We start from the raw sequence: 21,382 nt of genomic DNA on the forward strand, positions 1-21,382 counted from the left end.
AAGCAAAAGAGGGAGTTTAGCTCCCTCTATGAAAAAGGTAATGATTGAATTCTAGACAGCCAGAAACTAGATGCGGTTTGCCAAGTAGGTAATTGGGTTAACTGCTCCCTTACCTGATGGATGAATTTCAAAGTGGCTGTGTGGACCAGTACTAAAACCAGTGCTACCCATTGCAGCGATTGTTTCTCCTTGACGCACTTGCTGACCTACCTGCACAAAAATCTTGCTGTTATGACCATAACGAGTAATACTGCCATCAGGATGGCGAATATCTACAAGATTGCCGTAGCCACCGTTATTCCACCCTGCCTTTACTATCACACCATCAGCTGATGCGTAAATCGGCGTACCAGTGGAGTTGGCAACATCAATTCCCTTGTGCATTTTGCCCCAGCGCCAGCCATAACCAGAGGTAAGGACACCTTTTGCGGGCCAAATGTAAGCAACGGATGAGGAGGATGGGGGAGGAATGGCCTCATCAATAGGTTTGGGCAGATATTGATCTACTGCTGACAAAGGCGGTAAACCTGGAGAAACTGTAGTGCCCCGCATCTTTCCTAGTGAGTCAGAAGCATTGGTTCCCCGAGAAGGAGTTGCGATTCTAGCAGCAGGTGTCTTACGTCCAGGAGCTTGGTTAGATAAAAACTCTGGATTTACTGGCTCGTTAGTCGGTTGTGTTGCACGGTATAGGGGCTTAATTGGTTGGACACTATAGTTAGTCGTCCCAATCGGGGAAGGCACAGGAATCTGTACCGAATTCCGCGGCAAAGTGGGGCTGGATACCGCGAAATTATTCGGATTACCAACCGGAACCGAGACCGCAGCGTTGTTATTTTCGCTAACTGCTGGGGTGACTACACCAGCTTGCTGGGCGCGATATTTCTCACGCAATCTTTGAATTTCTGCTTGTAAGCTCTGGAGACGCTCATTACTTTTGGTGCTTGCTAACTTCTGCGGTTTTTGATTCAACTGCATTTCGGCAAAAACTTTTGGCACCGGAGCATCACCACCCATACCGTAAGCGTTAGCAGGGCTAGGGACTGTTTGCGAAGCGATCGCAGTATTACTATTTGCTGGAATCTGGTTGCTCGCAGTTATCGGTGTCGGTACGGTAACACTGCTGTTGTTAGCAACGATCGGTAACTGTGGTGTAACAGCTAAAGTTGGGTTAGCAATAGCTGTATTTACAGGGGATGGAGCTACTTTGAGCGTAGCATCAGACTGCTCTACAGTGGGGTTAATTGCTAACTTGGATGGGTTAACAGTGTTGCGCTCAACCCCAGCAGCAGGAATAACCAGTTTTTGACTGATTTGCAGTTGATTTGGATCGCTCAGATGATTTGCTTTGGCTAACTCTGAGATGGAAGTACCGTAATTGCTAGCGATCGCCGCTAGGGTATCTCCGGGCTTAACTTCGTAGGCAACAGCAGCCGATGGTGTAGCAGCTTTAAGTGTAGCTGGTACAGGGGTTGCTAATGGCGCAGAGCCAGCTTTAGACTGTTTTAGTCTAGATATTAGGCTTGCTTTATTGGCATCAGTGCTAATTGGCAACTGCTCAGTTGTAATGTTGCTTGCGTTGAGTTGTGGCGCTTTCTCAACTACAGCTGTTGGCTGAGACAACCCCACATTAGCTTGTGATAAATTCTTACTCTCCCCAGACCGAAACTCCGCCAGACTTTGTTTTAAACGGTTCGATTTTTCTTGTAACCGATTCAGCGCAAACTCCTGCTGCGCCTTCAGTTGAGCAGTAACTTCATTGTTAGCAGTTTGATTTTCTGTAGCTACCGCGCTCAGGGATGTAGTTGGCGAGCTAACTACACTATTAGCAATAGAAAGTTTTTGTACTTCTTTTAGCTTGTTAGCTACTTGCAAACCCTGTACTACTTGGGGTTGCTGATAAAAAGAACTCTTATAGGTTGCTGTAACTTTGCCAGTTGCTGCTGAAACCGGAACTGGCACAGACATTCCACTTGCCGCAACTTGCAATTTAGCTTCAAGCCCAGGCACCTGTGAAATTGCTGTTGGTTCCACTATGACAGGATTTTCCGGCACGCTCACTAATGAGACGGTTTGGTTTTCCAGCTTTGTGGGAGCAAATTTCATCTCGGTGTCAGGAGCAGCAGGAATCGTTGAGGCTGCCTTTTGGCTGCCCACAGGAGCCGCTGCTTGAGCTTGATCGCTTTGTCGAGTTACCAAGAGGCTGGTTGCTCCCATTGAGATCGCCAAGCCAATCATGGCGGCTTTTGTCCGCGCTCGGTGGTTGCTCACAGAATTGTTCATATTTGACTGTTCCACCGGGACACCATCACTGCTGGGGGTATTTTTCAGCACAGCCTTTACTCTCTTTTTCAATGCTCGTTTCAAAGACGACCTCCTATGATCACTAGCGCTTAACTGACCTTGATTTTTTTCAGTCTGATACTAGTCAATGATTTAGATCACATCAAATGATTGATCAAGATCACACCCACCAGAGATACTTACGCAAGATTAACCTGCTTCTCTGATTTAGACAAGTTCACACCTTTTAGCAAAACTTAAAATTGCTGTGCTGACTTGTCCGTTCTGTTCCTCACACCTTAGGATGTTTTGCTTTTTGGAGTTGTCTGCGCCTATTTTGCTGAAGTCGCTGGGAATGGACAAAAATATACACTTTGCCAAATCCACTGTTGCTCTTTGCAATTGATTAGCTAAGACTTCTCGAAAAGCAAATCTCCCTGCTGTAGATATCTTCAAGAGATTTCTATCCAATCCGTCTACTCAACACGAGACTTTACGTTGATTATTCCCTAAAAAACAACCGTATTATCTCGCAGCTACTTTTGCGCTTCTTCCAAATACCGCTTGAGCCAAAAATGACTAAATGCCCTATAAGACTAGGTTTTACCCGTTTTGTTCCCAAGTTTTAAGATAATTGAAATTCATCAAAATCTATCATTCAAATTCCGAATCGACGCAAATTTTAGATACAAATTTCTTATATAAGCTCACCTAAGTTTGGAAGTAATTTTTACTCAACTTTAGAAGAGCTTACAGAATCAAGTATAACCATTCACATCGTTTTGGCTGTAACAATGGATATATTTGCTGAAATCAACTACTTGGGTAAATGATATCCTCAGATATCATAGAATTATTTAAGTAATATTACTTATAAATATTTAGAAAGTTTCTATTGTAAATAACCCAGTTGACGACGTGCTTCAAACAAACCCACTGCGACACTCACAGAAAGATTCAAGCTGCGAACCTGAGGTTGAGCCATAGGTATGTATAGGGTTGCATCGCAAGCTGATAGAACTGTGGGCGCTAAGCCAGTGGTTTCGCTGCCAAACAGTAGCCAGTCATCTGCTTGAAAATTAAATTGGGCATAATTAAAACTGCCTCTAACGCTGAAACCTAACCATCTCCCTCCACGTTCCTGACGGATATTTTTAAAGGCGTCTAGGGATTCATGATAGTTGAGCTTGACATAAGGCCAGTAATCTAAACCAGCTCTTTTAAGGTAGCGATCGCTAATTTCAAACCCTAAAGGCCCGACCAAATGTAATTCTGTGCTCGTAGCGGCACAAGTACGAGCAATATTGCCTGTATTCGGGGGAATTTGCGGGTTAACTAAAACTACCTGAGGCATTGTTCAGTGGCAAGAATGTAGTGTAAAAAACAATATATTAACTCGGCATATTCTACCAAGGGTTAGGCACTATCTATAGGTTTTGTTAATAATTAATCAAGCTCTTCCTATCGATTAGATTTTTAAAACATAGCAAATCAACTCTCAGAAGAGTATCTGAGAGTATTTCTGGCTAAGTGCGCGAATTCTTAGATTTTTGTAGTTGAACAGCAAAAGCAAAAAGGCAGGTAGCAGCGTGCGGAAGTAAAGAAAGATTTTACAGTCAGATCTTTTTGAAACTGAACAGTTATTTCCACTACGCTGCGCTAATTAGTAGTTGCACCTGAAGTTTCGTCTGCCTCCCAAAAAATCTACCATTTGTCAGAAGACAAGGGGGTGTAGTGTTATGCCAATGAGGGGGAACACAATTTATCCTCTAATTCGATTTCCCGTTCTTGGGTAGCGACAATTGCTTGGGAGATAACTCGCCCAGAATCAAACCCAACCGCGTGCAGTTGCAACCACTGTTTGGCTTCATTACCTTCGCGAAGAATTTTGTGCAAGGGAGAAAGGAAACAACCAAACCCTTGTTGTTTAGCGATCGCCCAAACTTCCTGGTACATTTGATCTATCCAATCTCTGGCTAAAATAGTTTTGCCATCTTGCCAATGCTGAAGCGGAGCATCCAGACTTGCAGTCGCAGCAGCAGCTTCGTTGCTAGCAGTTAAGCTGATGAGTTCTTCAGCAGAGAAGCTACTTTGAGTTAACGGATCGATATCAGGATTTTCTATAACCTGCAACAATCGGGCTTCTAGTAAAGCAGTAATTGCTAGTAAGGCGATTGGATCTGTAACTAAATCGCAAATTCGCAGTTCTAAGCGATTTAAGTCATAGGGACGCCGATCGCCATTTGGACGGACTGATGCCCACAAATGCCGGACATTTTGCATTGTGCCAGCAGCTAACTGTTGTTCTACCCATTGAATGTGGTGAGCGTGGCTTTCAAATAAAGGTACACGGGCAGGCGTATGGGGAAATAGTCCCCATCGGGTAGAGTGATAACCAGTTGTTTTGCCATCTAAAAAAGGAGATGAAGCGCTGAGGGCGAGGAATAAAGGTGCTTCTACTCGAATTACGCGACACGCCCGCATCAATAGTTCTGGATCGCTAATACCTATATTGATATGTACGCTAGCTGTGACTACTTTTGTGCCATAGGTTTGCTCAATGTAGTCGTGATAAAGGTTAGTGGGATCGGAACGGAAAAAGCGATCGCTGCCACCCAAAGACAAGGTACTACCTGGAATTAAGGTATAGTCGCCCAATTGTTCAAGATATTTTCGCAATTCATGGCGAGGACGCAGCAGGGCGCACAATAACTGTTCATAACTATGTAATGGCTTAGTTATATATTCCACGTTGCGGCTATCTGGCTCCCGCACAAATCCATCTAAAGCCCCAACAATTTTGTCAGAGAGACCGACGATTTCACCTTGAGGTGTGCCCGTATACATCTCAATCTCAAAGCCTTTTGATAAGCTCACTTTGTTCTCCTCGGCTCTCTTAGCCTATAAATTGTATCGAACGAGACGATTTTTTGCATCGACGTTGAAGCCAAGTCCAATTTAGAATTTTTTAAACGTAAACTAATAAACACAAGCATTCTGCCTGTTTTTTGCATAACTCAGGAATACTAAAGACATAAACAATTTATGCCCTTAGTATTAGTGATTTATAATTACTGATTTTTACTTGATTCCTAAGGAAGATGAACCTTATTAGCAGCCTTGTGCAATCGGGATTGCTGCTATTTCCTGGCAGAAAATGCCAGGATTCGGTTAAGCCTATTATTCCCAGGCGATCGCCTACATAGGATCAGCACTAATTTTGTCTAGAGGCAAATATATAGTCCTCCTATTTTGTATATTCCCATAAACTTAGTACTACTTTGTTTAAGAACCTGGCGTTTTTAAATGCAGAGGAATCAGCGGAAAATCTGAGCCTTTTTGATATTAAAAGTGCAACTTTACAGTAATATAAATGTACTATATATAATCACTGAGAACAGGGAGAGTCATCTATATCAAAATTACAAACAGAGGCTAATAGCGGCCTGTTAGTGGGTGCTTTGTGATTTGTCATTTCTCCTTTGTTTACCTGTTACCCTTGTCCGTAAATGCCAAAATTCATCAAGCATCAGTATGTGAAAACTGCTAAGCTGTGACGTATTTAAACTGTATATTGACTCATCAAGGTATTCCCTAAAGTTTTGAGCGGAGCCTTCTTCCTCTCAGGCTTCTATCTGTGTTATTGGTCATGATCATTTGTGTTTACACAAACGCAAAGCGGTGAACCAGCGTGGTTTTGGAGAGCAACTGCGTTGGAAAGGCAGTGCGTTGCAGAGGGAACCTCCGTTGAAGCAACTGCTGTCGGTGCCAACAGTCACGAAAGTGGCATGGTTTACTGCATGAGCGACTAGTGTAAGCGTTAGTGACTCTTCTGCCCAGGAGAGACGCCTACCTAACGCGTTAGGGGTTCCCAAAGGGTGACAAATGACTAATGACACTCTTCTCCTGTTAAAGACGCTGCGCGAACCTGGAAAAATATTCAATTTAAAAGCGCATTAGCTTATCAAAGGTCACCCTACTTGACAGCAACAATTTGATTCAACATCAGCACTAATGTCACCATACCCAAAATAGCCATTAATCCTGAAGGCATAAACTTACGTGTTTTTGCTAACCGCAAGCAAAAGACAACCACTAAAACAGCAGTAACCAAAGCTGCTACCAACAAACCCCAGGATTGTCCTTGTAATTGCAATAAAACGCCAAAAATTAGTAATAAACCGCTAATAATACCACTTAGCAGCGAAACTTTACTATTAGCTTGAATGTAGCCCATAATGCCACCAATCATCGCCAAAATGCCGTAGACAAGCGCGGCAATTATACCTATGTTCATTGTTAAAACCTATCTAGATTTTGACTTTGCAGCAAGGGTCGGCAGACAATTTACCATAGCTTTTGAAGCTCATCACCCAATTGATTGATGGATAATCAAGCGATGTCTACGGTAAGCACTTCATCCTATGCAAAAATCCAGTTCCTCCAGCGCCAAGCAGCATCACTCTTACTTTACCAATCCGTTCTCCAGAATGAAGTGGGGATGGCATTTCTTGAACTGTTGCAAGCTATACGCTACAGTGATGCTGATGCACGAGGTTCCCTCCAAGCCTACGGCAGTTACTTTCATGCCTTAGCCGCTAAAAATCAAAATTGGGAAGACTACTTAATTAATCAAATTCTCGTTTCTGAGAATCCATTTACAAGGCTGGCTCAACAGGAAGAATTTGAGAATATACCCCTTGCTTTAGTAGCAGCAGCTCAGCATGATTTACAGGTGTTGCATAGTTTATGTGAATGTAGCAGCGCTTCTTTGAGTGAGTGGGTACAAACTGTAGCCCATCTACCTGTTTCACCTATTGTGTGGTACACAGAGCAAGATCAGGTAGAAGCAAAGACAATAGGGATGAAGCCGCGCCTTGAAGCTAAGGCGGTTGCCTCTCTACAACATTCGGATAATTGGGCTGATACTGTAGAAGATTTAGCCACTTATTATCGGCAATTTGGCACAGGGTTATTTGCAGAATATCGCGCTTTGCGCTGGCAAGCTGGGAAGTTTGTTGGCATTTGGCATCCCGATCCTGTCAAACTTGATGTACTAGCAGGTTATGAGTCTCAGCGGGACGCTTTGTTAAAAAATACAGAATTTTTATTGTCAGGCGAGCCTGCACTGCACGTATTACTTTATGGTAGTCGTGGTTCTGGAAAATCGTCCTTAGTGAAAGCTTTGTTGAATGAGTATAGTCAACGCAACCTCCGCTTAGTAGAAGTTACAAAATCCGAATTACAAGACTTGCCAATAATTGTCGAACAATTGCGAGGAGTGCCACAGAAATTTATTATCTTTGTTGATGACCTTTCCTTTGAAGAAGATGACGATGCCTTTAAAGCATTGAAAGTAGTTTTAGAAGGTAATTTAACTGCACGACCTGAAAACGTAGTTGTGTATGCAACTTCCAATCGCCGCCACTTGATTCGAGAGTTTTATACAGACAGGCCTGCTCCCAAAGATAAAGAAGAAATCCATGTATGGGATACGATGCAGGAGAAGCTTTCTTTTAGCGATCGCTTTGGTCTAACCTTGACCTTTGAGGGGGCAGATCAGAAAACTTATTTAAAAATTGTCCGGCATTTAGCAGCAAAAGCAGGAATTAATATTAGCCTAGAAGATTTGGAGTATCAAGCATTACAGTGGGCTACTCGCCATAATGGCCGTTCTGGACGCACAGCACGTCAGTTTGTTGATTTCTTGAAAGCTGATTTAGCACTTTCTACTGTAAAAAATAATACATTTACTCAGGAATAGTACAATTCATTGGTTGATAATTTCAATTTTTAGTAATTGATCGGAAAATTTTATGTACAAATATTTACAACCGCAGACTTCCATGAGAGAAAGTAAGGGGTAATGGCCTTAAGAACTACTGATTTTGATAACTTGACTAGGCTAAAAATAAGCAATATGCACTCAGCAACAGTAAATAATAGATTGTTTTTAGGAATAGTTGCCTTTAGTGTGAGTTTTGGTCTTAGTCTTGTCCCTAACTGGGATTATACTAAAGCCTTTGTCACAGGAATCATTACTTTGATTGCTACCTATGCAGCAGCATTTTGTGTAGATAAACGGCGTAAAAATTATGAAATGCTTATCTTAAATTCTTTGCACAAACGAATTAAAGAATTTGAGGAATTGAAGTCTCGCATTGCTAGAGAAATTAACCAAATCGAAGAACATCGTAGTTTGTTATATGCTGAGTCCAAACAACTACAAAATAAAGTAGCAGAATGCCGTAATCAAAGAGATAGCCTGCACAGAGAACTTAGCACTTTTACTGGGCAAAAAAAACAGTTAGAAAATGAAATTAGTCTTCTGAAGACAGAAATTCATAGTCTAGATAAAAATAAAGCTGAACTCAATACTTCCTTTTCTGTTCTCACAGCAGAAAAACGTCGCCTCGAATTAAAATTTAATGTCTCTCGTTCCGAAATTAATCAATTACAGAATCAAATCTGCGAACTCCAGCAAGAAAAACAAGACATTGAAAGTAATATAACCCTGCTAGGTAGGCTTAAACCCCAAATAGAAGAAAAACTCTATGAATTGCGAAATCAATTGCAAGAGCTAGAACTTGAAGTAAATCAGAAAAATCAATTATTAATAAATACGACAACTAATAGAGAAAATATAGAATCTAGCCTGAATGACTTACAAAGCAAAATAGTAGAACAGCAAGCCGAATTGCAGCACCTACAAGGGCAAGTTTTATTATTGCAAGAAGAACGAGACCTATTACAAAGCCAAGTCTGGGAATTACTTCAACAAATAGAAACACTCAATCCAGAAATTTTACCTGAGAAATTGCAGGAAGAAATTCAAGATCTTTTTCCTTTTGAAGAATTAATTGAACCAATAGTAACAATAAATATACAAGCTGATGCCTCTGAGACTTTTCCCGAAGAATGGAGCGATTTTCTCAAGCAGCTACCAGACTATGAAATTCAGGTCTTAAAAGCCATAGTAGAGCAAGAAAATACCCAAGCTGTGATTAAACAAATTGCAGAAGCAAATATTACTATGCCCAATCTATTAATTGATTCAATCAATGGTAAGGCTAATGATACTTTGGGAGAATTAATTATTAATACAGAAGTTTCCATTCCAGAAATCTATCAAGAGTATATAAGTAACGTCAACAAAATGATGGACAAGTATGAACGCTCTATATATTAGTGCTAAATAATTTAGATAATTTTCTCTCTTTTGTTGGTATTATTGGCGGTTTGTTAGAACGTTAATTTTCATAACTCAGTTCGGAGCACTATAATTAGCTCGGTTTCATCCAATTAATTAATTTATTCATGCCGTTGTAAAATTACTTTGCAGGCTGTAAGCCTCTGCGTTCAAAATCAGGTGAGATCAACTACATGGCAAAGCTCAAAATCTCGAAAAAAATATCCACTGCTTTAATTAATTCCCTTGGAGCAGGAGTAGTACCAAGGTTGGGAGTGGAACACATAGCAGTTGGTCGAGAACAAGAACTAAAAAGCCTGTTACAGAATCTCGATGACATTGCAGAAGGTGTATCGGCATTTCGTTTTATAATTGGCAACTACGGTTCGGGTAAAAGCTTCATGCTGCAACTGATTCGCAGCCGTGCTATGGAACAAGGTTTTGTAGTAGCTGATGCTGATTTATCCTCGGAACGCCGACTAGCAGGAAGCAATAATGAAGGTTTAGCAACTTATCGAGAATTGATGAGTCGCTTGGCTACAAAAACTCGTCCTGATGGTGGTGCTTTAGTTTCAATTTTAGAAGGATGGATTAATAAAATTCAACAAGAAGTAGCAAAAGAAGCTGGAATACGTCCTAATGACGAAGGTTTTGATGACCAAGTTGAAGCGAAAATAAGAGAAGTTGTTCAGTATATTGAAGATTTAGTTCATGGATTTGATTTTGGTAGTGTAATTATCGCTTATTGGCGTGGTTACCGATTAGATGATGATGGCTTAAAAAATGCTTCTATGCGTTGGTTGCGAGGAGAATTTACTACAAAAATTGAAGCAAAAGCTGCTTTAGGAGTGCGTGTAATTATTGATGATGATAGTTGGTATGACTATATCAAATTATTGGCGAAATTTGTAGCAGAAATTGGCTACAAAGGACTGTTAATTCTAGTTGATGAATCTGTGCATTTATACCAGATATCCACTACAGTTACACGAGAAAAAAATTATAATAGACTGCTAGCAATTTTTAACGATACCATGCAGTGTAAAGCTGAACATTTAGGTATTTTGATTGGTGGTACAACAAAGTTTTTAGAAGACCCAAATCGAGGATTATTTGCAGATCAAGCTTGGCGTAGACGTACTAAAGAAAGCCGCTTTGTTACCCAAGCTGGTGTTCAAGAATATTCAGGTCCAGTAATCAGACTCAACCCTTTAAGCCAAGAAGAGATTCTCACACTTTTACAACGCATAACTGAAATTCATGCCTTAAATTTTGGGTATGAAAAAGCTTTGACAAACCGAGATTTGAATGAGCTTGTGCAAGAAATTGTTAATCGCTTAGGTGCAGAGGCTTTACTAACACCAGGGGAGATTGTACGGGATTTTATCAGTGTCTTGAATATTCTCCACCAAAACCCAAAAATAGCATTTAGGGAATTAATTCATGGCTCTAAATTTAAACTCACTGCTGCGGGGAAAGATGCAAATTTAGTTGAAGATAATGCAGCAGAATTTAGTTTGTGATTAGCTCAAGGTTCTTCAATCAGTACCAGAACCAACCCAGCGAAATTTATCACTGTACAGCAGGGTGTCTGTAGAATTAGAGGTTTAGCCAGCTAAAGACTTGCTCGATGTTTAAGCTTAGGTCGATGTTGTTAAGAATGTGAAGTGAGCCTATATCTGTGAGGATTTTGACTCCTTGATTTGGGAAGATGATTAAAATGCTGGCTTCATCTAAAAAAATTAACCACTCTAGTTTTGTGCCATTTTGAGAGTGTTGCGATCGCCTGACCAAATCATGATAAAACACCCATTCATTAATAAAATACAAGACTTATAAACCTTGTTTTAATGTCTTTTATAACCAAACAATGCTTGTCGCAACCCAACGAAACTTAGTTTTTTCGTTATGATTCCGAATAGTGAATCAGTGTTTTAGTAATAGTGCGATCACATTCTTTAAGTACTCTTGTTCGCTACAGGTACTTTAAATGTAAAATTAGAACATACTTACTAGTGAACAAGTAACTTGAAAAATTAAAAACCCCTGTAATCTTAGCTTTGCAGAGGTTTTGACATCAAAGCGGGCGGCGGGAATCGAACCCGCATTAATAGCTTGGAAGGCTATAGTTTTACCACTAAACTACGCCCGCGAATTTCCAACTTCAAAAGTCTAACACAGTTGTAGCTGAAATTCAAGCACTTAGTGATTAAGGGAGAGGCTGTATCCGGATACGTACTAGTAAATTACTGGCCTTTGGATCGTTTGGATTTTTGTCATATGCAGGTTCAAACTCCCAGCCATTGAAAACTTGATTGGTTACAAAGTCTTCATAATAGCTTCTTTCTTTTTCTGAGATGGCTTCATCTGTAATAGCAATGTGCTCAAGTTTGCCTTTTTCAGAAATTGTTAAGATTACAGTGAATTCTACAGGCTGACCAGAATCCTTTTCTATGTACTTTACATACTCAAGACCCTTGCTAAAGGGCTGGTTGCTTGGTTTGATTGTAGCTGGATGAGTATGTCTATCTCTATCTCCCTGTTGAGGTTGTCCAACTAAACTTGCTATGAGGCTTCCACCTGCCGCATTAGAGGCTTGAGAGGTGGATTCTTGGTTATTAGTATTACTATTACCTGCGTTCTCGCGTTGCTGTTGTTCAGCTAGTTCGCGTTGCTGTTGTTCAGCTAGTTGACGTTGGCGTTGCTCAGCTAGTTCGCGTTGCTGCTGCTCAGCCAGTTGGCGTTGTTCGACTAGTTCACGTTGCTGCTGCTCAGCCAGTTGGCGTTGACGTTGTTCGACTAGTTCGCGTTGCTGCTGCTCAGCCAGTTGGCGTTGACGTTGTTCGACTAGTTCACGTTGCTGCTGCTCAGCTAGTTGACGTTGGCGTTGCTCAGCCAGTTGACGTTGCTCGGCAAAAGCTACAGCATTTTTATCTTGAGTAGTAGGGTTTGGTTTTGTTATTAATTTATCTGGTGGAACTACAGGTTTAGATAAAATTTTTGGTTGTAATTTTTGATTTGTAGATAAAGGCTTTGATAATACTGAATTTGGTTTAGAAGCCAGGGGTTTTACTTGTGCTCTGGGTTTGGCTTTTGATTTCGTTTGAGAAGAAATTTCTACAACCTCAATCGGAATAGTAGTTTTGCTTTGCTGCCGCCACAATAAACTTGACTGATATGAGCGTAACAGCCAAAACACTAATAAGTGCAGGGTCACTGAACCCATGACTACGGCAATCCATAAACTAGGTGGGTCCGTATGTCGTCTCCAGGCTGTGGCTGGAATTGAAGTTTTATCTGCAACCGATTGTGTCATATTAAATTTCTAACTGGATCTGATTTTGCGCTATTACTCTTTACTAAACTAACGCTTTAAAATCCAGTCTACTCTCAGCGATTAGCCATTAGCTCTGGTGTAACAGCGAAGGTCAGAACTGTTTCATCTACTCCTTTAAGTTCTAAGGGACTGACTTTAGTAATTTCTCCATCCTGTAAATAATCTGCCACGGCAGCAGAAACCAAGATAGTACCGGGAATAGCGGCAGCTTGCAACCTGGCTGCAATATTGACGCTTGGACCTATAGCCGTGTAGTCGGCGCGTTCGGCGCTACCAAACATTCCCACAACCGCTGTACCTTGGTGGATACCACAACGAAACTTGACGCCAGCATGTCCGTGAGAGTCAAATATACCTTGGTTTTGCCAGCGCTGATTTAATTGATCTAGTGAACGATGCATGGCCCTTGCCGTATTAATGGCACGACGCACTTGCTCGTTCGGTGTTAATTCTTCTGGCGCTCCGTATAAGGCTAAGATTGCATCTCCCATAAATTTATCTACAGTTCCGCCATTGTCAAACACAGTCTTTGTCATAGCTTCTAGATACTCATTAAGTAACTCTGCCACTCGTCGAGATCTAAGAGTATTTGCTAATTGGGTAAAACCTACTATGTCACTGAACAAAACTGTAATCAAGCGCGGTTCTGGTCGTAAATCTAAAGTCAAATCTCCGGCTGCGGCTATTCACCAATACAGGTGGCAAAAAGCGCTTTAGTACCGATTCTGTAAGGTAGGTATTTAACTCGACGACCCGTCGTTCATTTTCTTTCAAGGCTAAGAGATTCCTGACTTCTGCCAGAAGTTCCCGATCATTAAAAGGTTTGGCTAAATAGGCATCTGCACCATGTTCGGTGCTTTCAATACGGGTTTCCTCATCAACTTTTGCTGTAAGCAAAATGACTGGTGTTCCTTTCAATTTATCTTCGTTGCGGATCATCCGAATCATTTCCAGCCCCGTCACCAAGGGCATCATTAAGTCAGTGATAATCAAACTGGGTGACATTTTTTGAGCTATTTGCAATCCTTCTGCACCGTTACGAGCCGTATAGACTTGATAGCCATTGCCGCGAATTATCTCAGATACATAGGTTCGCAGATCTGGGTTATCATCTACAACTAAAATTGAATGTCTAGCCTTTAAGCTGCTGCCATTATTGTACTCTTGAGATTCCTGAGTATCAGAATTGGGTGATAGGTCTTTTGGAAGGTTATCGATATTTTCTATGGTCGGCTCTACTAGTTCTAAATCAGCCAATTCCACACTGGCCCGGCTAGTATTTAGTTCACAAGGAGTTTCCTGTACTTGATGTATAGGTAAGTGAGTATTGCCAGTCAAAAGGCATAGTGTAAAGCTAGTACCCTCACCGTAAACTGATTCTACAGTTATTTTACCGCCGTGCATTTCTACCAATTCTTTGACTAAAGCCAAACCCAAACCACTACCTTCATAAGAACGGTTTTCTGAACCTTCGGCTTGGCGGAATCGCTCAAATAGGTGAGGAATTTGTTCTTGAACAATGCCAATTCCTGTGTCTTGTACTTGTAATATGCAATTATTCCCTTCAGATATGAGCCTGACGCCGATTGTGCCACCTTCAGGGGTAAACTTCATTGCATTCGACAGGAGGTTATACAGTACCTTGTCAAATTTTTCCATATCCAAGTAAACTTGAGGGCATTCACCTAAATCGGTGACTAGATGTAACCCTTTTTTCTCACAGTAGGGGCGAAAAGATTCCACAATTTGACTGACAAATTCATCTAAATCGCAAGGACGGAAACTAGGCTGCATTCTCCCAGCATCCAAGCGTTGCAGATCTAATAGTTGATTTACCAGCCTGAGCAATCGGCGGGAGTTACGCAAAGCGATCGCACTTTGAGCATAGGATAATCCTTCACCAATACTTACGGCTGATTCTAAAGGTCCTTGAATTAAGGTAATAGGAGTGCGGAACTCATGGGAAATATTTTGGAAAAATTCGGTTTTTTGTTTATCTAATTGCAACAAGCGCTCAGCTTGGTCGCGAGTCTTTTGATATAGACGTGATTGTTGTACAGCGATCGCCGCTTGAACTGCCACAGCCTTAGCTAACTCTATCTCAGAAGCTAACCACCGACGTGATTTGTTACCTTCACGTAAAGTGATACTACCGATGCATTTACCATCAGCCAATAAGGGAACAACCATGAGCGATCGTGCTGGCATTTTCAAAGGCAAATCAAATCCCCTGATTTCTGCTGGACAATTGCTCATATCAGCAATTACTACTGGCTCCTGTGTCCGCAAAATTTCTTGCAGAATCAGATTCTCCTTAATTGGGGCCTGAGAGTGGGGTAAATCTTGTGTTAGGTAATGATGATTGCTACTTAATACTTTTTCCTGGGCTGACTTAATCCTATTTTCTAAATTTTGAGAACTATCATATAGTCCCACACACTCCACAAACTCATCTTCTTCTGTCCATAAAGACAGAACGCAGCCATTGACTTGTAAGGCTTGTCCGAGTTGTTCGGTAATAGCTGCAAAGATATCTTGAGGATCAAGGCTAGAGCGAATCGCTGTAGTAATTGTATTGATCAGAGCTTCTCTCTTGGCAAGAGCGCGCACTTGCTCGTAAGTATAGGCTTGGGACAAAGCAAGAGCTGCCTGATCCGCTACCATCAACACTAGCTGCACTTCCTCTTCCCTCCAAATGCGGGACTGGGAGCATTGGTGCAGTGCTAGGACTGCCATCAGTTCTTGTTGGCAAATTAGCGGTACAACTAGGCTAGAACAGATGTTAGCTGCAATAAAAGCTGCGCCACGTTGTCGCAGTTCTGGAGTCTCGCCCTGAACGCGTTCATCATCTGCGATATTATGAATCACTTGTACTTCGCGGGTTTCCCACACTGTCTCAGCCAATAGAGGTTGAGAGACAAAGGAACTGAAGGGAGAAGCAAAAGAATTATCTGCTTGCTCTCCTGCTCCCTCTTGAGAGGCCTTCTGGTAAATGAATCCTTCATCGACCAATTGCCCATCTTGGAAGGGACGTAAAAGACAGACGTCCACTTCCAACATATGACCCACTGTATCGACAATTGCTTGTAAAATTTGTCGATAGTCTAAAGCACTACGAATCGTATTAGTGACAGTATTCAGCAGTGATTCCTGACGTAGTGTGCGCGTTAATTCCCGAGTACGGGCTTTGAGGACATTGTGAGTATCAAGGGCCTGGCGTACTACTGCTTTGAGTTCCTCAGCTTCCCACGGTTTGGTGACATATTTGAAAACCTTCCCAGCATTGATGGCTTCCACTAAGTCTTCGACATCCGTGTAGCCAGTTAAGATAATCCGGATAATATCTGGATATTGAGTTGCTGTCAGGCTCAAAAATTCTGTACCGCTCATTATTGGCATCCGCTGATCGGAGATGATCACTGAAACCTCTCCCTCTTGTGCCAGTAGATCCAGTGCCGCCGGACCAGAAGTTGCCCTTAGCACCTTATAATCGCGATAAAAGGTGCGGTAAAGCAAGTCAAGGTTGTCTGGCTCATCATCGACAACCAAAATTTTAGGCTTACTGTTTGCTTGTTGGGATTTCATGCACCGCTTTCCTGCTGCAACGGCAGTTGGATAAAGAATAATCTGATCAGATAGGGATATTTCTGAGTCAGGTAAGAGCAGAGCATTTTGACGAATAAAGCTGTATGGCTACATAAGTGCTGAGTGTAAAAGCATTTACTCACAGTAATTCGCCTCAATGGCTTGTAATGATTGCCATTCGCTCTGAAGTAGGGCAGTTGCTTTGATATTCAGTTTTAGTCTTACAGAGTTGATGCTTGCCAAATCTTCCCTCACCTCCGGCGAGAACTGTCCAAATACTATACACGTACAGCACTCAAAGCTGGCTGAAAAATCCATCTGTAGCTGCATATTAAGTTTTCCCTGTGCAGGAGTTGCACTAACACTTATCGGTAAATTTTATTTATGATACTCATGTTAGAGTCAGCAATATTACAAGGATAAGATGTAATCTCATAGTATACAATTAGACAAATACCTGTTTCTAATAAGGAATAAAGCAAGACTGTTGGGGAATGAATCTGGAGTTGTACCCTTTAATGCCTCATTGCCAAAAGCAACTAATACAGCGATAGCCATAGGCGGCAAGCTCCAGCCTAGAAACTAGAAAATGGGAAATAATCAACAGTCTTATAAAATTCATGCCTGTATAAAGTAAGGCAGCACAGGTAGATTTGGTTTGGATCACCTTCACCTCTAATCTGAAAGTAAATTATGAATTTAGGATGCTGCCTAAATAAGTACAAAGGTAACAAAACACCTAAATATATTTTTGGTTGAGATCAAACGTTGATGTCCATGCAGATCTCAATAGTTGCCTAATCTATAACTTATCTAGGCAATTTTCCAAAAATATCAATAACAGGTTCAAATTCTCGTGCTGGTTCAGAAAATAGATTCAAAACAACTATTTGTAAACTTTTTTAGCTCAATACTAGGTATTTATAAGATCTCGTCATCTTACAAAGTCTAACGTCATGAATTATACATAGTTATTTTTAATACTATAGCAATCTTTTAAGTTCAAAGCCTATACCTTAGCTGTGATATTAAGCTGGGATATATTGTATTTAGGCAAGACTCATTTTTTTCCATATTGCTTAACCTCCTATAGTTAGTAACCTAACGCCGTGTGCGGCTTTTTCAAAACTCTATATTTCACAGGGATTCTAAAAAAGTGTGATTTGAATGAATAAAGACAAAACTCGTATCTACAGAATACCGATTATGGCTAGGTTTTGAGATTTTGCGAAATATTAAGTTCCACACCGCTTAATCTATAAATAGATTACCCAAAAGGGCACAGAGTATGTTATTACCTTGAAAAATAACCGAGATCATCGATATCATCTATATCAAGGTGTATAACAATATTATTAAAGCTGCGAAATGCACTGTCTGTTTTTTACAAAAAGGCTTCGCGCTTTGCTGACTCAGTGAGCAAAAGAGAATTTGCATTATTATTGCAAATTCAAAGCTCTCCTCCGCTAAGGGTTTTCATTAAGTTTGTATGGTGTTTGAGGATATTTGAGAAAATTTTCGTTAAATTTAATTAATACTAAACTAGCCTTGACATCCTGGTTTTTTCACCCATACCACCAAGAGCCAGTCACAGTTGCCGCCGATTTGTCTGAGCGCCAATTCCAAATCCGTGCTGCAACGCCTGCCGATCTGAGTGGGGTTGCCCAGATTATTACTGAAAGTTTTCACTCCCAACAAGGGATATGGGGATGGGCTTTTCCATTACTACGTTTGGGAATTTATGAAGACTTGAAGCACCGTCTGGCATTACCTGCACCCCATCACATTTGTTTAGTTGCTGCCGACACTACTAGAGGTGCGGCTGATAACTTAGTAGGAACTGTAGAATTAGGTGTACGTTTTAGTAATTCATGGACACAAGCCGGCAGAAGTTTTCCCTATCTGTCTAATTTAGCTGTTCGCCCAGAATACCGTAGGCATGGCGTGGCTTCAGGGTTATTGCAAAACTGTGAGAAAGTTTCTCAGGAATGGGGATTCCAGGACTTATACCTGCATGTTTTAGAAAATAACTACCAGGCACGGCAACTATATTTCAAGTTGGGATACCGAGTAGATAAAGTCGAATCTAATTGGAATATATTTTTCCCAAAACACTCAAGTCAGATATTACTACATAAACATCTAAACAATAATTCAATTATTTGAAATTTACTTTAGGCATTGTTCAGGCAGATCTGACAGCATGTAATTGATTGTCCAAGAAGAGTTTAATATTTGGGTTTTGTATTTAAAGATTTTACTAGATTAAGCCACTATTTGGGTTAAGTATTTTTTTGATGCTGTAGCATATAGTACAATATATTTATGTTTAGCAAAAAATGATATTATCTGCTATTTTTAGTAACTATTTTAATTACATAATATTTATTTTTGTTATTTGGCTGCAATCTATTATTGATACAATATTTATTGAGATGCTTTTGATTTATAGGATGTAGGCTCAATTTAAAATTAATATTTTTCAATTTATGAAATTTTTATTAATGATATGTTTCAAAACTAAGTAGATGCAATTAAAAAAATATTTCTTCATAGGTTAGGCTTATTTAGTAAGTTATGATAAATAGCTGTAACTAAAAATTTTAAACCCAACATTTTGAAATATATAAAAATCAATTACAGTGAATATATAAACATAAATTAACATCTAGTAGATAATCAAATCCTCATCATAACTTTGTATTTAAGATATTGATCTTTATAAAAACTTTAAAAAAACTTGACTTGAATAGAAGACAAACCCAATTATTTTTCATAAAATATGATTACTCAATTGTTCAGTCAAAGCTATTTATTCATATTTTAGTCAAATTGACCATAAAAGTTCCTAATAATAAGAAAAATCAAAAGTCTCATTTGATTTAACAGCAAATTACAGATTTTAGTGCATACTACTACTCAATTATTCGTAAATCTAAGAAAACATGGATAGCGAACAACGCCGACGCTATCAGATTGCTATGGTATCAACTTATTATCCTGAAACCAGTTTCTTTGACAATGTTGTCATGCCAGACGGAACTGAGCAATCGCAAGGCTCGGATATCCTCACACTACTACATACTGGAAAGGTGTTCATCGTCAATAGTCGTAAACGGAATGGTTTAATTCTCTATAAACGCTACCATGCGGAGTTTGCCGGACCTGGGGCGGCTGTAGGCGGAGACTATGATTGTGATTGCCAAAGAGCATTACCTATAGGTAATTTGTCTTTATTAACTCCCGAATCTTATGAAGAGCGTCAGAAAGCTTATTTAATTAGGCGACAATGGATTCGCTTGATCAAACAAATCACAGAAAACCCAGTGCCTCAGCAACGAGTCCAGAAGATTCTCGATCAATTTGAACAATACTTTCCATTGGAAACGGTAGCTAATTTACCAGATGTTGCTTTTGCCCTGTTAGTAGGTGTATTGCCACAAACGGTGAAAATGGTACGCCGTATGGGCAGTGGAGTAGAAGGTAGGTTTAATTACTAAGCAAGTTGATGGTTAAAATGGAAGATTTGCTACAGCAGCCTGTAACCGATTTAGGGTGCGGGTATTTTCTTCATGCGTCCCTATAGTAATTCGTAATGCTCCGCTCAGAAGACGTACAAGCGTACCAGATTTTCTAAGTTGTTGATGAAGACTGTTTAGAGCTGCGTCTTGAAGGATACAGCTATTTGGTGTGACACGTAAGTAAATAAAGTTAGCTGCGCTGGCTGTGACTTGCAAGGCTGGGTATGGTGACAACGCGTCGATTAGGTTGTCGCGTTCAGTCAGTGTTTGAGAAATCGATGCGAGTAAGAGCTTGCGGTTTTGCAACGCTACTAATGCTGCGGCTATTGAGAAACTGGGGAGATTGTAAGGTAAGCGAACTTTTTCTAAGATGGCGATCGCTTCTGGATGAGCGATGCAATAGCCTATGCGCATAGCTGCCAAACGGAAAGCTTTGGAAAAAGTACGTAATATTACCCAGTTCGTCCGCTGTAATAATTCTCCCACTAAGGTAGTTTGGCTAAATTCAAAGTAAGCTTCATCAATTACTACCAAAATTTCTTCGCTTAGACTTCTTAACCATGCTAACTCTGCCCCAGTTAAGCAATTGGCAGTAGGAGAATTCGGATGTACTACGAAAACCACCCGAATCGGGGGATTTTGCGTTTGTTCAATAGCAGATTGTGCAGCTTGTAAATCTATTTCAAAATTGGCTTCATTTCTACCCACTTCCACTACGGTAATACCCAAAGTTTTTGCCAAAATCCCATACATAGAGAAAGTGGGATTGGCAACTAAAATTGACCCCTCTCCTGCCAGACAGGTGGCGATTAATAAAGAACGGATCAGTTCATCTGAACCATTACCCACAGAAATGTTAGCAGTAGTAACGCTAGTAGATGATAGGGCTGCTGACTCATTAACGTACAGAGCGATCGCTTCTTTGAGCTGCTCATGCCCTCCATCAGGGTAACGATTTGTTTCAATTATTTGCTGATATGTCCAAGCCAGCTTTTCTTTTAATTCTGGTGGCAAATCATAAGGGCTTTCATTCGTATCCAGCCGATCAAACTGCGTCGCCACTGCTTCGGCTGTATCGCTGCTAGGATGGGGTTTGTAAGCCGTGAATTGAGCTAAATCCGACCGGATGAAAGGAAGCATAATTTTTAGTCAAGAGTCATTGGTCATTAGTCAATAGTCATTAGTAATGGACAAAAGACCAATGACTAAGGACATTTGTGCTGTGAGAAGTTCATATTTTACAGCTTCCGGGTAACTGGCAGAACAAGTGAATGGCTTCCCATATTTCTTCCATGACATTTCCCAAGCTGTGATCGCTGTCGAGTTCTACTAAATCCACCCAAGGACGCGATCGCGCAAATTCGCGACTCGCAGTAATAGGAATGACTTCATCCTTAGTTCCATGCAAAATTAACGTGAGTTCGACGGATAGGAAAGCGCAAAAAGCTGACTATAGATGAATTTGCTTAA

The 21,382-nt window shown here is 40.7% G+C and carries 15 protein-coding genes, 1 tRNA gene and 1 pseudogene; 6 read left to right on the forward strand and 11 right to left on the reverse strand.

Going from position 1 to position 21,382, the window contains the following annotated elements; genetic code table 11:
- Positions 1-66: 66 nt before the first annotated feature.
- The 3 genes from BV372_RS19820 to gshA form a co-directional block, all read right to left on the reverse strand.
- A complete protein-coding gene (locus BV372_RS19820; RefSeq protein WP_086688214.1) occupies positions 67-2,364 on the reverse strand; it encodes a peptidoglycan DD-metalloendopeptidase family protein in 2,298 nt (765 codons plus the stop codon).
- Between the two features lie 808 nt (positions 2,365-3,172).
- Positions 3,173-3,634, reverse strand: a complete 462-nt coding sequence (locus BV372_RS19825; protein ID WP_086688215.1) for a tRNA (cytidine(34)-2'-O)-methyltransferase — start codon at positions 3,632-3,634, stop codon at positions 3,173-3,175.
- Between the two features lie 383 nt (positions 3,635-4,017).
- Positions 4,018-5,157, reverse strand: a complete 1,140-nt coding sequence (gene gshA / locus BV372_RS19830) for a glutamate--cysteine ligase (RefSeq protein WP_086688216.1) — start codon at positions 5,155-5,157, stop codon at positions 4,018-4,020.
- A gap of 782 nt (positions 5,158-5,939) precedes the next feature.
- Here gshA and BV372_RS36505 point away from each other — a divergent pair.
- Positions 5,940-6,092 (forward strand): hypothetical protein, encoded by a 153-nt coding sequence (locus BV372_RS36505; RefSeq protein ID WP_179198160.1) that lies wholly within the window; start codon positions 5,940-5,942, stop codon positions 6,090-6,092.
- Positions 6,093-6,256: 164 nt separating this feature from the next.
- On the opposite strand, the gene BV372_RS19835 is transcribed toward BV372_RS36505, so the two are convergent.
- Complete coding sequence (locus BV372_RS19835) at positions 6,257-6,577, reverse strand: TMEM14 family protein (protein WP_086688217.1); 321 nt, start codon at positions 6,575-6,577, stop codon at positions 6,257-6,259.
- 102 nt (positions 6,578-6,679) lie between these two features.
- Here BV372_RS19835 and BV372_RS19840 point away from each other — a divergent pair, with 102 nt between their 5' ends.
- The 3 genes from BV372_RS19840 to BV372_RS19850 all read left to right on the forward strand — a co-directional run bounded on the left by BV372_RS19840 (position 6,680) and on the right by BV372_RS19850 (position 10,992).
- Positions 6,680-8,044, forward strand: a complete 1,365-nt coding sequence (locus BV372_RS19840; RefSeq protein WP_373270788.1) for an ATP-binding protein — start codon at positions 6,680-6,682, stop codon at positions 8,042-8,044.
- A 156-nt stretch (positions 8,045-8,200) separates the two neighbouring features.
- A complete protein-coding gene (locus BV372_RS19845; RefSeq protein ID WP_086688225.1) occupies positions 8,201-9,469 on the forward strand; it encodes a tellurite resistance TerB C-terminal domain-containing protein in 1,269 nt (422 codons plus the stop codon).
- Positions 9,470-9,663: 194 nt separating this feature from the next.
- Positions 9,664-10,992, forward strand: coding sequence for an ATP-binding protein (locus BV372_RS19850; protein WP_086688219.1), 1,329 nt, complete (start codon positions 9,664-9,666; stop codon positions 10,990-10,992).
- 76 nt (positions 10,993-11,068) lie between these two features.
- On the opposite strand, the gene BV372_RS35305 is transcribed toward BV372_RS19850, so the two are convergent.
- From BV372_RS35305 to BV372_RS19865, 5 genes are all read right to left on the reverse strand, one after another.
- Positions 11,069-11,299 (reverse strand): hypothetical protein, encoded by a 231-nt coding sequence (locus BV372_RS35305; protein ID WP_143845203.1) that lies wholly within the window; start codon positions 11,297-11,299, stop codon positions 11,069-11,071.
- Positions 11,300-11,550: 251 nt separating this feature from the next.
- A tRNA-Gly gene (locus BV372_RS19855) sits at positions 11,551-11,621 on the reverse strand.
- 57 nt (positions 11,622-11,678) lie between these two features.
- Positions 11,679-12,785 carry a hypothetical protein gene (locus BV372_RS19860; RefSeq protein WP_086688220.1) on the reverse strand — a complete coding sequence of 369 codons (1,107 nt, stop codon included), beginning with the start codon at positions 12,783-12,785 and terminating at the stop codon, positions 11,679-11,681.
- Positions 12,786-12,859: 74 nt separating this feature from the next.
- Positions 12,860-13,474 carry an adenylate/guanylate cyclase domain-containing protein gene (locus BV372_RS38415; protein ID WP_373270789.1) on the reverse strand — a complete coding sequence of 205 codons (615 nt, stop codon included), beginning with the start codon at positions 13,472-13,474 and terminating at the stop codon, positions 12,860-12,862.
- Entirely contained in the window at positions 13,422-16,391 is a 2,970-nt protein-coding gene (locus tag BV372_RS19865) for a response regulator (protein ID WP_373270790.1), read from the reverse strand. The genes BV372_RS38415 and BV372_RS19865 overlap by 53 nt, the downstream gene beginning before the upstream one ends.
- Positions 16,392-17,897: 1,506 nt before the next feature.
- On the opposite strand from BV372_RS19865, the gene BV372_RS19875 reads away from it, so the two are divergent.
- Both BV372_RS19875 and BV372_RS19880 read left to right on the forward strand, forming a co-directional pair.
- Entirely contained in the window at positions 17,898-18,557 is a 660-nt protein-coding gene (locus BV372_RS19875) for a GNAT family N-acetyltransferase (RefSeq protein ID WP_256973335.1), read from the forward strand.
- Between the two features lie 779 nt (positions 18,558-19,336).
- Positions 19,337-19,891, forward strand: coding sequence for a hypothetical protein (locus BV372_RS19880; protein ID WP_086688222.1), 555 nt, complete (start codon positions 19,337-19,339; stop codon positions 19,889-19,891).
- Between the two features lie 12 nt (positions 19,892-19,903).
- Here BV372_RS19880 and BV372_RS19885 read toward each other — a convergent pair whose 3' ends face one another.
- Positions 19,904-21,052 carry a histidinol-phosphate transaminase gene (locus BV372_RS19885; protein WP_086688223.1) on the reverse strand — a complete coding sequence of 383 codons (1,149 nt, stop codon included), beginning with the start codon at positions 21,050-21,052 and terminating at the stop codon, positions 19,904-19,906.
- Between the two features lie 91 nt (positions 21,053-21,143).
- Positions 21,144-21,329 (reverse strand): annotated as a pseudogene (locus tag BV372_RS19890) (YqiA/YcfP family alpha/beta fold hydrolase); the annotation flags it as partial.
- Between the last annotated feature and the right edge of the window lie 53 nt (positions 21,330-21,382).

The organism is Nostoc sp. T09, from assembly GCF_002154695.1.
Taxonomy (GTDB): Bacteria; Cyanobacteriota; Cyanobacteriia; order Cyanobacteriales; family Nostocaceae; genus Aulosira.

Bases quoted from the DNA above. Each gene is read 5' to 3' on its own strand.
- BV372_RS19825 (WP_086688215.1), bottom strand. From the start codon at position 3,634: ATGCCTCAGGTAGTTTTAGTTAACCCGCAAATTCCCCCGAATACAGGC.
- BV372_RS19835 (WP_086688217.1), bottom strand. From the start codon at position 6,577: ATGAACATAGGTATAATTGCCGCGCTTGTCTACGGCATTTTGGCGATG.
- BV372_RS19840 (WP_373270788.1), top strand. From the start codon at position 6,680: ATGTCTACGGTAAGCACTTCATCCTATGCAAAAATCCAGTTCCTCCAG.
- BV372_RS19845 (WP_086688225.1), top strand. From the start codon at position 8,201: ATGCACTCAGCAACAGTAAATAATAGATTGTTTTTAGGAATAGTTGCC.
- BV372_RS19850 (WP_086688219.1), top strand. From the start codon at position 9,664: ATGGCAAAGCTCAAAATCTCGAAAAAAATATCCACTGCTTTAATTAAT.
- BV372_RS19860 (WP_086688220.1), bottom strand. From the start codon at position 12,785: ATGACACAATCGGTTGCAGATAAAACTTCAATTCCAGCCACAGCCTGG.
- BV372_RS19865 (WP_373270790.1), bottom strand. From the start codon at position 16,391: ATGAAATCCCAACAAGCAAACAGTAAGCCTAAAATTTTGGTTGTCGAT.
- BV372_RS19880 (WP_086688222.1), top strand. From the start codon at position 19,337: ATGGATAGCGAACAACGCCGACGCTATCAGATTGCTATGGTATCAACT.
- BV372_RS19885 (WP_086688223.1), bottom strand. From the start codon at position 21,052: ATGCTTCCTTTCATCCGGTCGGATTTAGCTCAATTCACGGCTTACAAA.